The organism is Legionella stuttgartensis (assembly GCF_977063405.2).
The window spans coordinates 95,699-110,413 of sequence record NZ_CDRUHA020000110.1 but is presented as its reverse complement, the minus strand read 5'-3'; the positions used below and the strand labels follow the sequence as shown (position 1 = coordinate 110,413).

The following is a 14,715-nucleotide window of genomic DNA, read 5'->3' as shown; positions in this document are numbered from 1 at the left end:
AGCGCAATCCATCCTGGATTATAAATTTCCTGGAGTCGATAAAGTATGTCTAAAGGACAATGCTTGTTGTAGATGAATTTTAGAAACCTGGCTGCTTTCATTTATGTCCGCTATAGTTCGTGCAACTTTCAATAAGCGATGATACCCTCGAGCAGAAAGTTTAAATTGCAGCATCGATTGACGTAAAAAATCCTGTTCTTGAGAACCTAATTCACAAATCTTTTCACAAGTATTAGCGCTTAAATAGGCATTCAAGCAATTTTGTCGCTCCACTTGTATTGATCGGACTTTGATAACTTTTTCTCGGATTAATTCACTTTGTTTCATGGGATTAACATTAGGAGCAACTAATTCTTCCTGGGTTAGCGCTTGGACCGAGATATGCATATCAATACGATCCATCAAAGGAGCAGAAATCTTCGCATGATAACGTTTAATACGATCAGGGCTGCATAAACAGTTTGCTTGAGGATTACCCCATTGTCCACATGGGCAAGGATTCATTGCAGCGATGAACTGAAATTGAGCGGGAAATTCTGTTTGTGCCGCGGCTCTTGAAATGCATACGGTTCCTGATTCAAGCGGTTGTCTAAGCGTTTCTAGAACTTGCCGGTTAAATTCAGGTAACTCATCAAGAAACAAAACCCCATGATGTGCCAGAGAGATTTCTCCCGGCTTAGGCGGGTTTCCTCCGCCAACTAAAGAGACAGGTGATGCGGTGTGATGTGGGGCGCGAAAGGGGGGTGAGCGCCAATTGCTAAAATCAGGTAATTTACCACGTATGGAATTGATGACCACACATTCCAATGCCTCTGTTTCAGATAATTGAGGTAATAAGGTATTAAATCGCTTTGCTAACATCGTTTTGCCGCTTCCAGGGGCCCCACTTAGCAAAATACTGTGACCACCACATGCTGCAATTTCCATTGCTTTTTTCGCATGAAATTGTCCTTTGATATCAGACCAATCCATAGTGTATTGTGTGGTACATGATTCAGGCTTGGGTGGGAGAGCGTGTAATGATGTTCCTTGGCAAAGGTAGCTGCATATTTCTCTCAAATTGTTGGCACTATAGATGTTTTGATAGCCGGTTAATGATGCTTCATGAGCATTGGCGCTGGCAATAATAAGTAAACTTTGGCTTTTATGCGCTGCTAAGACTGCAGGAATAATAGCGGAAATGCCTCGAAGTTCTCCACTTAAGGCAAGTTCTGCTATAAATTCGTGATTGGCTAATTGATTTTGGGGAATTTGATTTGATGCAGCAAGAATTCCAAGAGCGATTGGCAAATCAAAACCACTTCCTGTTTTGGGTAAATCGGCAGGTCCCAAGTTCACAGTGATTCTGCGGCAGGGAAATTCAAATTGACTATTAATAATCGCAGAACGAACTCGATCCTTACTTTCCTTTACTGCGGTTTCGGCAAGGCCTACTATTGTAAATCCAGGCAAACCATTTGATAAATGAACTTCTACTGACACGGGTTGTGCCAATATCCCAACAGTACTACGTGTTTTAGTAAATGCAAGATTCATTGCTTATTCCTGTGATGTTGGACTAATTGAGCGACAAAATTTCCTATTCGCCGCTTAAACTATTTTGTAATTATTTTTGATCTTTATTAAGCTGGGTCATTAATATATCGACTTGCTTTTGAAGTTGTTCTACTTTTTCGCGAGTTCGTGTCAGAACTTTGGTTTGTACATCAAATTCTTCACGAGTAATAAGTTCCATGTGAGAAAAGGCAGCTTGAAGCACTTCTTTAAATTTTTGTTGGATGTCTTTTTCAATGTTTTGTAGACTGGGGGGAAGAGCTGAAAAAAGTTTTTTTGCTAAATCATCAAATTGCTTGGGGTCGAACATAATCACTCCATGTTTGTTTTTGCAAAGAGTCTAACAAAAGTATAAACACAGCGGAATATATTATGAAAATGATTATGGCAATTATTAAGCCTTTTAAATTAGATGATGTTCATGAGGCATTAATGGAAATTGGAGTACCGGGAATAACCATTTCTGAAACGCGTGGTTTCGGACGACAAAAAGGTCATACTGAATTGTATCGTGGGGCTGAATATGTGGTGGATTTTCTTCCTAAAATTAAAATTGAATTAGCGTTACCAGATGATATGGTGGAAGCTGCGATTGAAGCAATTTGCAAGTCAGCATATACCGGTAAGATTGGGGATGGCAAAATTTTTGTTTACGAATTACAACAAGTGGTTCGCGTGCGTACTGGGGAAATCAATGCAGATGCTTTAACCTAAAAACTAGAATTATCCACCATACCAATAAATGGCGCGTTGGGTTATTACGGCGTTAAGCTGAATATCCCAAGGTTCTGGTTCGAGGTACTCATCGACACGTTGGAATTGGTACGCTACGCCAAGCAAAGGACAGTTTTCTTTGCCTTTAAAGGTACGATCGTAATAACCAGCACCCATACCAACACGATTACAGCGTACATCAAAAGCAACTAACGGAACAAAGACCAAATCCAGTTCCTCTACTGGGATTGCTAAATCAGGACTAACATCGGGCTCAGAAATCCCATAGCGATTTTTTTGAAAAGGGGTATCCGCTGTAGCAGGTAAAAAAGAAAGGGTTAAATCCTCATTGAGGACAGGGAAATAACAAATTTTCCCTTGTAAAAGCGCATTTTTCCATAGCTCATCTAAGTCAATTTCGCCGTTTATCGCAAAATAAAGTGCTATTTGCTTGGCATGGCGATATTGCTCCAGCAAGCGGATGCGGGTACAAACTTGAGTTGAAGCTGTGGCGCGATACGAAACAGATATCTTGGAGCGTATTTGTTTCATTGTATCTCTTAATGCCTTCTTGACGTAATCTGTCATAAGTTATCAATGTATTGTGCTTATTAAATTATCGATTCTTTATTGTAAAAATTCAAGGTATTGAAATCTTGGAAAAAATTTGTCACTCTCAAAATCACAGGGAATTGCTATTTTTAAAAAAAAAACTAGTCAAGACAAAAAAAATAAGGTATATAAGCCGTCCTGGTTTTTAGATCCTTTTGGATGGTTCTAGGTACAGTATAACTCATTGAGAGAATGGTATGAGTGATTTGTTTGAAGATGATGAAGATGCTGTTGTAGAAGTCGGAGAAGACTTCGGTGATGTTGATAGCGAATTGGATGTTGAAGCAGAAGTTACGGAAAATGTTCCTCGTGGTTTGGATGCACGTAGGCGATTGGAAAATATGTTGGACGAAAAACGTTTACGGGATGAACTGGACGATTTTGGAGACTATTAAACCCAATTCGTCAGTAATCATTTCGTAGTGAATCAACTGACAAATTAGGGTTAAGCACCGTTTATGATACGAACACGAGTACTCACAGAAGGGGAATGTAATTTTGCATTTCCAATAGATGATCGCATCTTTTTGGGCGAGGGGTTGTTTGAAACGCTCAGAGTAGAGGAAGCCAAGCCATGTTGTGCTTATTTGCATTGGCAGCGGTTAACTGATTCGGCGCGAAAATTGGATATCCCCTTCGATCTTTCCTTTGAGCATTGGTTAGAACATCTGCTCAATAAAATTAAGCAAGATAATTTGTATCAAGGTGGTATTAAAGCGATTTTAAGTGGTGGTTCTGCACCTAGAGGTTTAGCTGCACGAGGCCAGGTAAGCCAGCTTGCATTTCAAGCTTTTAATTATTCTATAGAAACCCATCCACAACGATTGGTTAGTGCGTCATGGCTAAGAGATGGGGCCAATCCTATATATCAAGTTAAATCAGTCAATTATTTAGAGGCGATACTTGCTCGTCGTCAAGCAATTGCGGCAGTTGCGGATGATGCTTTGTTTTTTAACTTGCAGCATCATGCGACAGATACTACATGTGCTAACTTATTTGTGATCCACGATAATTGTTTGCTAACTCCTCCTATAACAGATGGTGTGCTTCCTGGTATTACTCGCTCAAGAGTTCTCCAGCATTCCAAGCAACAAGATATAAATTGTATGGAGGTTTCTGTGACCAAAACAATGTTAAAGGAAGCGGAAGCCCTTTTTGTAACTAATTCCTTACAGGGTATTCGTCCTGTATGCTCTCTGGATGAAACTGTTTTTGCAGTGGACCATCCATTACTTAATCAATTATCTTCTTCTCTACATTTTGAAAACGGTAGTGATTAAAATGCAACAACTTGATAACACACAATAGCAAGAGAACTAGGCCTGCTATTAGAACTACATTATTTTTATAAAATACTTCTTGTTTTAAAACTCCCATTCCAGCATAGCCTAAATAGGTATAAACAATCTCAGCTGGAATAAGAAAAATAAAAGTAGTGAACAGATAAGGTCGGAATTTTATCGTGGTGATCCCTAAGCCATAATTAACTATATTAAACGGGATTATGGGAACTAAGCGCAGAAAAGCAACAATTACCCATCCTTTTTGCTCGACGGCTGAAATGAGTTTGCTTAACCTTTCTCCTTTTCTTTGGGAAAACCAATTATAAATCAAGTGTCGGGTAATTAAGAAAGAGAACGCGGCGCCACTTGTTGCGCCCAATAAGTTGAGTAGGGTGCCAAACAATGGACCGAAAAGCGCACCTCCAGCCAATGTGATCACCATAGTTGGCAAGAACAGGATGGTTGCAAGGCAATATACCACCAAAAAGAGAATGGGGGCAATCCAGCCAAGATGCTCAATCCAATTAATTATTTCAGTTGAATATTTATGAAAAAAAAAGGCAGTCGAAATGAGCGATATCAAAGCTAAAACAATGAAAATTGTCTTAATAGGATGAGTGACTCGATATTTCATAGACGTTATTTTTGTATGAGATAAATCTGTGTCTGTAATCGTACAGTCCTTAACAGTTCGTTAATAATGAAAGTCTATTACACCTGGTTATCGGTTGCAATCTTGAAAAATGATGATTGATTGGGTATAACCAAGAGCGGATTTTCATAAGAGAAACAAAAACATGGAACAAGTTATGTGGAAGGAACGACAAAAGCAGCGTGCTCGTAGATGGATTAGAGCAATTTTAGCCTACTGGTTTAAAGTGGAGCTGCGAGGAAATTATCAGCCGGAATCTAACTCAGTCATTATTGCCAATAGAACTTCGAAAATTGATTTACTTTTGCTTGCTGCTTTTTTACCTGAGCAATTGACTGTAGCGTTCCCTCCACGCTCAGCGGGTAAACTTTGGATGAAGATGATGATGCTTTTTGCGGATGTCATTGTCATTGACTCCACCAACGCTTTTGCAGCAAGAGCTTTAATCAAAGCCATACGAGAAGGGAAGCGTTGTGTTATTTTTCCTCAGGGAATAGGATTGCAAGAAGAGAGCTTGAAGGTTTTTGATGCTCCAGGAATGGTACTCCAAAAAGCGGGAGCCTCAGTGATTCCGATTCGTATCGATGGAGCACAACACAGTATTTTTTCTATAAGTAAAGATAAACATCGTATTCGTTTATTTCCCAAAGTTATTTTGCATGTATTACCAACACAATCCTATATTCAGGAGGATAATGCGCCTCTTGATCGAAATGCGATGAGTACTCGTTTGTTTCAATTAATTAGCGAGCTTACTTTTGAAAATAGCTATCAACCAATGCCAATGTTTGAAGCACTCATTCAAGGAGTCGTATTAGGGACAAAGAATAAAGCAAAAATTGAAGACTCTAATCGTGCGCCATTAACTGCCAAACAATTTCTTGCACGTTGTTTTATTTTAGGCCGACAAATCAAGGACCAAACTCAAGTAGGAGAACATGTCGGTGTCATGCTTCCTACCACGATTGCGGGAATGGTCACCTTTTTTGCTTTACATGCATATCGACGTATTCCAGCCATGCTGAATTTTAGCTTGGGACTTCATAATTTATTAGCTACTTGTGATGTTGCAGAAGTAAAAACAATTTATACGGCAAGACAATTCATTGATACAGCTAAACTGGACGACTTGGTCAAAGGATTACAGAATGCAGGGATAAAGATTTATTTCCTTGAAGATTTTAAGTCTTCCATAACATTAGCCAATAAGCTTTCCGGGATATTCAAGGGGATCTTTCCTTCTCGAGCATATCGATTAATTGGTAACCCGGTTTCTGCAGAGGATCCAGGAGTTATATTATTTACTTCGGGTTCAGAAGGACTTCCGAAGGGAGTTGTTTTAACGCATGCTAATTTACTGGCAAATTGTTGCCAATTAACTTCTCGAGTGGATTTTTCTTCTCGTGATAAATTTTTCGATTCCTTACCTATATTTCATTGTTTTGGATTAACAACGGGCGCAATTCTGCCACTAATACATGGAATTAGTTGCTTTTTTTATCCCTCTCCTTTGCATTATAAAATAATTCCGGGATTAATTTATCAAACCGGTGCTAGCATTATGCTTGGAACCGATACCTTTTTAACAGGTTATGCTCGAGCCGCAGAACGACATGATTTTAGTAGTGTACGTTATATTTTTGCTGGAGCAGAAAAAGTGAAGCCGGAAACAATTCGACATTGGATAGACACTTTTGGAGTAAAAGTTTATGAAGGGTATGGTGCAACAGAGGCTTCGCCAGTGATTTCTATGAATTGTCCTTTAGCTTCTATCCCAGGTAGTGTGGGGATGTTGCTACCTTCTATGGAAAGTCGGATTCAGCCTGTAGATGGCATCGCTGAAGGAGGCCGGTTAATGTTGCGTGGCCCTAATATCATGAAAGGTTATCTCTCTTCCGAAAAGTCGGGAGCGATTGTTACTCCTGAAGAGGGCTGGCATGATACGGGTGATATCGTGACTATGAATGAAGAAGGTTTTATTACTATTGCGGGCCGAGCAAAACGTTTTGCGAAGATTGCCGGGGAAATGGTTTCGCTTACTGCTGTAGAGGGTGTTGCTGCCTCAATTTGGCCTGAGTTATTGCATGCTGCAGTAAGCAAGAAAAGTCCAAAAAAAGGAGAGCAAATTATATTATATAGTGAGGCTGAAAGTGCAGATAAAACCAGCTTTGTTAAGCGAATAAAGGAACTGAGTTATTCGGAATTACTTGTTCCACATAAAATTGTTCCAGGAAGTAAAATTCCAGTATTACCTTCAGGAAAAATTGATTATGTAACCATTCAAAATGAATTAATTGATGAGTAATACGGTTTTAAAAGTGTTTAATACCACCAGGCATTATAATCAGTCTTAGGGCATGTGCTAGTCCCTGTTTGAATGCAATGTCCTAGGCCATCGTCACAACACTTCGTATCACAATTACTTAATAGAATAGATGAGCCCGCGATGATTAAGGCAACTATTATTTTTTTCATTTTTCTCTGCCTCACTTGATCATTTGTACCCTCTATGATTTTATGCTAGACCATGGGCAAGACGTTTTCCATTTTTTATTACTGATAATTTTTGTTTTTAAACAGATACATAGCAATTAAATAAAGTCAGCGGTACTATATTTTTTAAAAGCTAGGAGTATTTTAATTACAGGTATTTGTGATGCGACGAACATCTGGCTTTACCCTTATCGAACTCATTGTGATGATTTTGATTATTACCCTTGTGGCACTATTTTTTGGGATAAAAACTCCATCAGTATCACTTTACAGTTTGTCTTCCATAACAGAACAATTAAGACGTGATATACGTTATACTCAAACTTTGGCGACTAGTTTAAATACAAACTATAGTATTATTCTTTCAACAAATAGCTATACGATTGCTCCCAATCCTCCCAATGGCGCATACTCTGTGAGCATGCCTACAGGGATTACACTATCTTCGGTGAGCATTACCTTTAATTCAATGGGGGCGCCCGCATCAGGCGCTTCAATCACAATTACAGCATCTGGAGTCGGTACCAACACACTGACAGTTTCTGCAGAAACGGGGTTCGTGAATGGGTAAGCAATCTGGTTTTTTAATGATGGTTATTGCTGTCTTACTTGTTGTAGTGGGTGGGCTTGCTACAGCCTTTGTTTCGATGATTGTAAGTGGCACTAATTCAACCATAAGTACTATATCTGCAAATAATGCTTTTGATTTGGCTAAAGCTGGTATTGAAAATGGCAGTTACCAATTATCACTTGGAGCGTGCAATAATACATGGAGCTCGATTGTCACTGTTACGGGGCAAGGGGAATACCAATACAGTTGCAGTCAAAACCAAGCCACCACAACGATTACTAGTACGCTGACGGCTACTTCTTCATCAATGCAACTTGCTTCTGTTGCCAATTTAGGTGGTTTTGGAGCCATAGCTATTGATTCAGAAATTATTTTCTATGATGGGATAAGCGGAAATACCTTGCTCAATTTGCGACGAGGACAAAATGGTACAACCGCGGCAGCCCATCTTTCTGGCGCAACTGCCAGTCAGTCACAATATATAATTAGCAGTCAAGCTGGTGCCCCTTCTCTAGATGCGCCTAATGGCAAGGTAACGCTCTATCAAGCAGTATTATTGTCTCAAGGAGGAGCTTATTATGCTGTGGGGACTCAAGGTTCAAACGGTGTTATTCTCAAATATGATGGCACTTCGTGGTCAACAGTACTGACAGCCCCTGGTGTTACCCTTAGAGGGGTAGAAATTAGCACTAATTATGGCCTGGCTGTAGGTTCTTCGGTTATTAACTTGGGCTATATCTTTCGATTTAATGGAAGCTCGTGGGCTTTATTAGGAACGGTTATCAATGCAAATTTTATCGCAGTTTCTTGTGATGCCCCTAAATATCCAACTCTTTGTTGGATAGTAGGACAAGGCAAAAGCCCACAGTGGCCACTGATGTATTATACGGGGATTGGTCTACCTTATAGCACGAATGGTATGGGGAGTGTCCCAGTCTCAAGTGTGAGTTGTGCTAATGATATTTGCATGGCCACTCTTCCTAATGATGTTTATATGTTTCCGATAAATTCTACTAACCCATTTGGCAATCGGACTAATATAGGAGGTACTTTAAATGACATTGACTGTGTCCAATCGAATAGTTGTGTACTTGTACGCAGCATTGGCGCGGTACATTATTTTAATGGCGTTGCATGGAGTAATGCGTTTAATATTAGTAGCCAGTCGCTTAATGAAGTGCACTGCCCGAGCACGGGTAACTGTATGGTGGTAGGAAATAATGGAGTCATTTTTAATTGCAGTATTCCTATTACCTCTAATGCATCATGCGTAGCTCAAACATCTCCTGGAACACTGAATTTATTGGGAGTGCATTGTAATGCCGCAAACGACTGTTTAGCTGTAGGTGCGGGTGCTGTCGCGTACCGCTATACAGGCGGGGCTTGGACTGCTATTTCACTTCCTACGAGTTTTACTCTTAATTCTGTCAGTGGGTTAGGCTCGGGAACTGGGGCGGGAGTAGTCCCTACTGTATTGCTTAACCAATGAGGGAACGGTATGTCAAAGCAGAAACAGAGCGGTTTCTCTATCATTGAGCTGATAGTTTTTATAGTAACTATAGGGATTATTGTAAGCGGATTGTTGATTGGGATAAATCAAGCACAACGTTACAGCGGTATACCTAGAGGAACACCTCAAGCAAGTTTTTTAGCCAATGCACGTATGCAAATAATATTAATGAACCGTGATATAAATGGTTATACAGGCCTAGACGATCCATGTACTAGTACACCAAGTCTTGATATCTGTATGGCATTATCGAATTATGCATTAGAAAACGATTTTGTTGTCAGTGATCCTACTATTTTAGGCTCCAATCCCAAAGTAATTACCCTGAATGTAACGGGTTCCGGGAGCGCTACCATTAATGCAAGGGTCTATAATTATGCGAACAACTAAAGGATTTACTCTCATTGAAATGTTGATTGTGATGATTATCACAGGTGTGGTTTTGTCTGCAGTATCTCTTATGTTAAGTGCGGGGTTTACTAACTATTTTACAGGAGTAAAAGTTACTGCGTTGACCAATCAGGCAACGATGGCTATGGCACGCATGACTAAAGAGTTACAACAGGCAAATCGTTTTTCAACAATTAACCCAACCAATATGACATTTACCACCACCGATGGTTCAACTATATCTTATAGTTGGTCCAGTCCGATTTTGTTAAGAACAGGTGCTTCAGCTCAGACACTCAATAACCAAGTGACTCGCTTTTCTCTCACTTATTATCAATCCAATTTTACCTTAACGACAACATTGACGGCGGTTCGTGCTGTAACAATCGATATGACTTTAAGCAATGGTAATGAAAGCGTTCCTATGATCAATACAGTGTACTTAAGTAATATGTCATAAACAATTTTCCGACCTTAAATTATCAATTTTTTTCAATCGACAATCGTATGTAGCTCAGTTTATACTGCCATTCATGAACAATGATCAGGATGATCCATGTTTGGATTGGGTAAATTTAAATCGCCTCAACCTCTATCTTGCTTTCTTAGTGAGTTCGGATATTCACTTGTGGGCTTAACTGATAATCAGCACATCCTTTTTTGTGAAGAGCATTATTCTTCTGAACCATCTCCTGTTTATATTGCTAAATGCTTAGAAGACGATGTTAATAAACATCATTTAGTTGGACGCCCATGCCAAGTAATTCTTTCCCCAAGCTTATACCAGCTGCTATTAATAGATACCCCCGAAGTTCCTGAAAATGAACTCGCAAAAGCATTACGTTGGCAACTTAAAGGTTTAGTCGATTATCCCTTAAATGATATCGTTGTAGATGTTTTTACGGTACCCCCACATGGTGCGGGCAGCAAAAGAAAAAAAGCTTTTGTTGCGGTGACATTACAGTCTGCATTACTCAGTCACATATCGATGATGGAAAGTTGTCTATTAAATGTTACTGGAGTGAGTATTAGTGAGTTGGCTTTAAGCAAAATCTTATCTCTTGAGCCAGTATCGACCACAGCGCCACTCATCGTCATTAGTTATGATGATGAGAACTGTCAACACCATGTATATTACATGGGAGACTTGTATCTGTTTCGTACCTTACCTATGAGTAAAACCATTATACAACCCAATAATTCTAAAAATCAGGATATGTTATTGGAAATTCAACGTAGTATTGATTATTGTTTAATGGAACTGAAACTTCCTGAGCCAAAACAAATTTTCTTCACGCCCAGTTTTTATAAGGCAGCAGATTTATTTGCCTATTTACAAGAAGAACTTAATAAGGATGTAAGGTTATTAGATATTAATTCGTTTTTTTCGTCTAAACCCATTGCTCCCGAAACTCTGGAAAAGGTTTTCTATGCTATTGGTGGTGCCCTAATGCTTCTAGATAGGGAAAGTAGATCATGAGTCAATCGATAAATTTTCTCAAGGGTCTTCCTAAAAGTACCAGTCGATTAACTGCCTCATTAATGGGGTGGATTGTCCTTATTACCTTGGTTACTTTAGCTATTATCTCAATAGTTCTTGCGTTAATTAATTTCCAAACTTATAAATCCTTTAGGAGGACTCAAAAGAGCTTAATGCACGCACAAGCCGAGTACAATAAATTGGCGAAGACCTATCCGTTGCTCGTCAGCGATATTCCTTTTGTAGCCCGCGTTAAAACCCTTGAGAAAAAACTGCAAGCTAAGAAAATTGAACTTAACTCCTTGGAGCATCTTGTTGTTCGGCGCGGATTTTCTGAATATATGTTTGATTTAGCTCAAACAACATCAAATACTTTATGGCTAAATCAAATTCAAATTGATCATGATGCTAATAGTATTACCTTAAATGGGTATGCCATTCGTCCTGATTCAGTATCGGAACTGATGAGTCAATTATTAACGACCAATTCTTTTAAAAATGTCATCTTCAATTTATTTTTTGTAAAAACGATTAAAAATCATCCTTATTTGAAATTTTCTATTGCTACCCATGCGCTCGGTCCCCAGGAGGAAGCAATTACTGAACAAACTGATCAAGCTAAAAATGCCCAGGGAGTAAAGTGAATGGATTTAAAGTTCTTTTATTCAAAGCAATTATATTTAGTAAAACAAAAAATTGATCATCTGAGTGAGCGCGATAGAATCTTGTTACTCTTCATTACCATAATCGTTTTTATTATTTTATGGTTTTTTGCTGTTGTAAAGCCAATAATAAATTCAAAACATCACAAAGAACAACAAATCCAAAAGATAAACGAACAGCTTACTATATTGACACAGAAAAAGAAGATCGTTGAAATTTTGATCAGCAACCCGGAAACAGTAAAAGTTATTACTCATATTAGAGACTTATCTACTGAGATTACGAGTCTCGATAAAAAACTCATCCATTATAATAAGCGTTATATTGCGGGACGTGATTTAGCAAAGCTACTGCATGATATGTTGAAACAAACAATGGGGGTAACTATTGAGAGTTTTGCTACGGTTGCGCTACCACCAGCACCTCCTCCTCCTGTGAACCAACAAACAAGTGATGCAGCACCATCTAAAACGCCTCTAGTTAAAACGCCAGCACTTCCATCAACCATACAAGCGAATCATTATCGCCTAGTTATGCGGGGCACTTATTTCCCTGTGATGAGGTATTTGCAACGTCTGGAACAATTACCATGGCAACTCTATTGGGACAAATTTGATTATACGGTAACAAAATATCCGGAAGGATTGGTAACGGTCGATTTTTATACTTTAAAACCCCAAAGTGCTCAACTGATAATAAAAAGAGGGCAAAATCAATGAGCATAAAAAAACAATTCATTATCTTTTACTTTTGTTGTTTTAACTTAATGAATATCGGTTATGCTGCATTATATGATCCAACAAAACCGATTATAAGCCCATTAGTTCATGAATCATCAATAGATGAGGATGATTTTAATTTGCAAAGTATTTTGATTGGGCCAATGCGGCGATTGGCTATGATTAATGGTCAAATTGTAGGAACAGGCAGTAGCATTCAGGGCGCTCGTGTTCTTGCTATTGATAAAAATCATGTGGTATTGTTCTACGCTGGACATAGAAAGATTCTATATTTATTTGGCAAACGCTTGTGGAAGACTCATTGATGAGAAGAGGGATCATAGTAGCAGTTTCTTTATTTCTTACTGCCTGCAACACTCATGCTCCCATAAAGGGAACTGCTATTGATGAGATGAATAAAGTGATGCAACAAGGCGTTGCTAATAATAAAATAATCATGAGAAAAGATCATACTAAGGGGCGAGGAAGCCCGGTCAGAGCATTACTTCCAAGCTTAAAAATCCGTGATGCACGATCCCGAGGTGGTCCCCAACGTTTTGATATAGCGGTTAAAAATGTGCCCGCCCAAGCCTTTTATATGGGATTGGTCGCGGATACTTCAACCAATATGGTGGTGAGTCCTGAAATTAAAGGCAATATTACCTTAAGCATGAAACGGGTTACTGTAGAGCAAGTCCTCCAAGCATTAGAGGATGCATATGGTTATTCCTTTAATGCTATTCCGGGTGGATATGAAATTTTACCTAACACGTTAAGAACCCAGATTTTTAAAGTAAATTATCTTGAATTAGAACGAAAAAGTCGTTCAAGCATGACGGTAAGTTCGGGTGAAGTGACCAATGCGGGCTCTCCTGGAGGCCCAGGTGGCACAGGAACCTCAGTTTCTGGTGGAAATATTTCTGGGGTACTAAGTAATGGAAATCAAAACTATAGTGCTGTCGTTGGTGATGTGGAAACCAAAAGTAATATCGATTTTTGGAAGTCACTTGAAAATACCGTCAAAAAGATGGTAGGTAAAGAGGATGGTCGCACTGTAACGGTCAATAAAATGGCTGGCTTAGTTGTTGTCCATGCTGCACCTCGAGAGCTCAAACACGTCGAACGTTATTTGGACATGGTGCAAAACAGTATGGACCGACAAGTGATTCTGGAAGCTAAAATCCTGGAGGTCAATTTGACCAATCAATTCCAAATGGGAATTGATTGGAAAATTTTTGGAGCAAGGCTCAACGCATTAAGTAATTTCCCAGAAGTTGATATTTCTCAATCGAGTTTCCCTAAAGCGTTTGATATCGACATTCACTGGAATCCTCAAGATTTTACCTCGGTGATTCAAGCATTAGAAACTCAAGGAAACGTTCAGGTTCTTTCAAGCCCACGCGTTACTGCCATGAATAATCAAAGCGCAGCAATAAAAGTAGGATTTGACGAATTTTTTGTAACTAACGTATCCCAAAATCAAAATATTGTCACTTCGAGTCTTGTGACTCAACCGATGTTAAATGTTAACTTGACTCCGTTTTTCTCGGGTATTACGTTGGATGTTACACCACAAATTGATGCAAATGGTCAAGTTACTTTACATATACATCCTACCGTAAGCTTGGTGAAAGACCAACGCAAAGTCATTGATTTAGGAACTCAAGGTGGGATATTGGATTTACCTTTAGCCAATAGCACCATTCGTGAATCAGATACTATGGTACATGCTAAAAATGGCCAAGTAGTGGTTATTGGTGGTTTGATGCAAGATACAACTACGGAAGGAATAGGGCAGTTGCCTTGGTTTGGTAATATCCCGTTTTTAGGCACTTTAGTGCGCGCGACAAAACAAGACTCTCAAAAAACGGAGCTTGTCATTTTATTAAGACCAACTATTGTGAATGGAAGAACTACTAATAAAGACATTACGGTAACTGCGCGGCGCGTTTCTAGTCTCAAACGTGGTTTCCATATTGGTGGTAGACCTGATATTTATGGTACTCAGGGAGAGGTACCTATTATGTTAGGTCCAAAAACTACTGAGAACTTAGGTACGCGCTAAAAGGGAGAA

18 protein-coding genes are annotated in these 14,715 nt (G+C 39.2%); 13 read left to right on the top strand and 5 right to left on the bottom strand.

Features of this window, described 5'->3' with window-relative positions:
- Window positions 1-18: 18 nt before the first annotated feature.
- Both ACWTEW_RS36585 and ACWTEW_RS36580 read right to left on the bottom strand, forming a co-directional pair.
- Window positions 19-1,536, bottom strand: a complete 1,518-nt coding sequence (locus ACWTEW_RS36585; RefSeq protein ID WP_454782904.1) for a YifB family Mg chelatase-like AAA ATPase — start codon at window positions 1,534-1,536, stop codon at window positions 19-21.
- A gap of 70 nt (window positions 1,537-1,606) precedes the next feature.
- Window positions 1,607-1,864 carry an accessory factor UbiK family protein gene (locus tag ACWTEW_RS36580; protein WP_454782903.1) on the bottom strand — a complete coding sequence of 86 codons (258 nt, stop codon included), beginning with the start codon at window positions 1,862-1,864 and terminating at the stop codon, window positions 1,607-1,609.
- A 62-nt stretch (window positions 1,865-1,926) separates the two neighbouring features.
- Between ACWTEW_RS36580 and ACWTEW_RS36575 the strand changes: the two genes are divergently transcribed.
- Window positions 1,927-2,268: a P-II family nitrogen regulator gene (locus ACWTEW_RS36575; protein WP_003635241.1), complete on the top strand. Its 342-nt coding sequence runs from the start codon at window positions 1,927-1,929 to the stop codon at window positions 2,266-2,268.
- A gap of 9 nt (window positions 2,269-2,277) precedes the next feature.
- On the opposite strand, the gene ACWTEW_RS36570 is transcribed toward ACWTEW_RS36575, so the two are convergent.
- A complete protein-coding gene (locus ACWTEW_RS36570) occupies window positions 2,278-2,856 on the bottom strand; it encodes a 5-formyltetrahydrofolate cyclo-ligase (protein WP_454782902.1) in 579 nt (192 codons plus the stop codon).
- A 221-nt stretch (window positions 2,857-3,077) separates the two neighbouring features.
- On the opposite strand from ACWTEW_RS36570, the gene ACWTEW_RS36565 reads away from it, so the two are divergent.
- Window positions 3,078-3,275 (top strand): PA3496 family putative envelope integrity protein, encoded by a 198-nt coding sequence (locus tag ACWTEW_RS36565; protein WP_454782901.1) that lies wholly within the window; start codon window positions 3,078-3,080, stop codon window positions 3,273-3,275.
- Window positions 3,276-3,338: 63 nt separating this feature from the next.
- Window positions 3,339-4,160: an aminotransferase class IV gene (locus tag ACWTEW_RS36560; protein WP_454782900.1), complete on the top strand. Its 822-nt coding sequence runs from the start codon at window positions 3,339-3,341 to the stop codon at window positions 4,158-4,160.
- Here ACWTEW_RS36560 and ACWTEW_RS36555 read toward each other — a convergent pair.
- Window positions 4,114-4,797 carry a TVP38/TMEM64 family protein gene (locus tag ACWTEW_RS36555; protein WP_454782899.1) on the bottom strand — a complete coding sequence of 228 codons (684 nt, stop codon included), beginning with the start codon at window positions 4,795-4,797 and terminating at the stop codon, window positions 4,114-4,116. The genes ACWTEW_RS36560 and ACWTEW_RS36555 overlap by 47 nt on opposite strands.
- Window positions 4,798-4,960: 163 nt before the next feature.
- On the opposite strand from ACWTEW_RS36555, the gene ACWTEW_RS36550 reads away from it, so the two are divergent.
- A complete protein-coding gene (locus ACWTEW_RS36550; RefSeq protein WP_454782898.1) occupies window positions 4,961-7,120 on the top strand; it encodes an AMP-binding protein in 2,160 nt (719 codons plus the stop codon).
- Window positions 7,121-7,137: 17 nt separating this feature from the next.
- Here ACWTEW_RS36550 and ACWTEW_RS36545 read toward each other — a convergent pair whose 3' ends face one another.
- On the bottom strand, window positions 7,138-7,290 hold the full coding sequence (locus tag ACWTEW_RS36545; RefSeq protein ID WP_158618887.1) for a hypothetical protein: 153 nt from the start codon (window positions 7,288-7,290) through the stop codon (window positions 7,138-7,140).
- Window positions 7,291-7,471: 181 nt separating this feature from the next.
- Here ACWTEW_RS36545 and ACWTEW_RS36540 point away from each other — a divergent pair, with 181 nt between their 5' ends.
- The 9 genes from ACWTEW_RS36540 to mshL all read left to right on the top strand — a co-directional run bounded on the left by ACWTEW_RS36540 (window position 7,472) and on the right by mshL (window position 14,706).
- Window positions 7,472-7,879: a prepilin-type N-terminal cleavage/methylation domain-containing protein gene (locus tag ACWTEW_RS36540; RefSeq protein ID WP_454782897.1), complete on the top strand. Its 408-nt coding sequence runs from the start codon at window positions 7,472-7,474 to the stop codon at window positions 7,877-7,879.
- Window positions 7,872-9,368 carry a hypothetical protein gene (locus tag ACWTEW_RS36535; protein WP_454782896.1) on the top strand — a complete coding sequence of 499 codons (1,497 nt, stop codon included), beginning with the start codon at window positions 7,872-7,874 and terminating at the stop codon, window positions 9,366-9,368. Before ACWTEW_RS36540 ends, ACWTEW_RS36535 begins: the two co-directional genes overlap by 8 nt.
- 9 nt (window positions 9,369-9,377) lie before the next feature.
- Window positions 9,378-9,779 (top strand): type IV pilus modification PilV family protein, encoded by a 402-nt coding sequence (locus tag ACWTEW_RS36530; RefSeq protein ID WP_454782895.1) that lies wholly within the window; start codon window positions 9,378-9,380, stop codon window positions 9,777-9,779.
- On the top strand, window positions 9,766-10,239 hold the full coding sequence (locus ACWTEW_RS36525; RefSeq protein ID WP_454782894.1) for a PulJ/GspJ family protein: 474 nt from the start codon (window positions 9,766-9,768) through the stop codon (window positions 10,237-10,239). The genes ACWTEW_RS36530 and ACWTEW_RS36525 overlap by 14 nt, the downstream gene beginning before the upstream one ends.
- Window positions 10,240-10,335: 96 nt before the next feature.
- Window positions 10,336-11,259, top strand: a complete 924-nt coding sequence (locus tag ACWTEW_RS36520) for a hypothetical protein (protein WP_454782893.1) — start codon at window positions 10,336-10,338, stop codon at window positions 11,257-11,259.
- Window positions 11,256-11,903, top strand: a complete 648-nt coding sequence (locus tag ACWTEW_RS36515; RefSeq protein ID WP_454782892.1) for a PilN domain-containing protein — start codon at window positions 11,256-11,258, stop codon at window positions 11,901-11,903. Before ACWTEW_RS36520 ends, ACWTEW_RS36515 begins: the two co-directional genes overlap by 4 nt.
- Complete coding sequence (locus ACWTEW_RS36510) at window positions 11,904-12,641, top strand: hypothetical protein (protein WP_454782891.1); 738 nt, start codon at window positions 11,904-11,906, stop codon at window positions 12,639-12,641.
- The gene (locus ACWTEW_RS36505; protein WP_454782890.1) at window positions 12,638-12,967 is read left to right on the top strand and encodes a hypothetical protein; all 330 of its coding nucleotides are present in this window, start codon (window positions 12,638-12,640) and stop codon (window positions 12,965-12,967) included. The genes ACWTEW_RS36510 and ACWTEW_RS36505 overlap by 4 nt, the downstream gene beginning before the upstream one ends.
- On the top strand, window positions 12,967-14,706 hold the full coding sequence (gene mshL, locus ACWTEW_RS36500) for a pilus (MSHA type) biogenesis protein MshL (protein WP_454782889.1): 1,740 nt from the start codon (window positions 12,967-12,969) through the stop codon (window positions 14,704-14,706). Before ACWTEW_RS36505 ends, mshL begins: the two co-directional genes overlap by 1 nt.
- The last annotated feature ends 9 nt before the right edge of the window (window positions 14,707-14,715 follow it).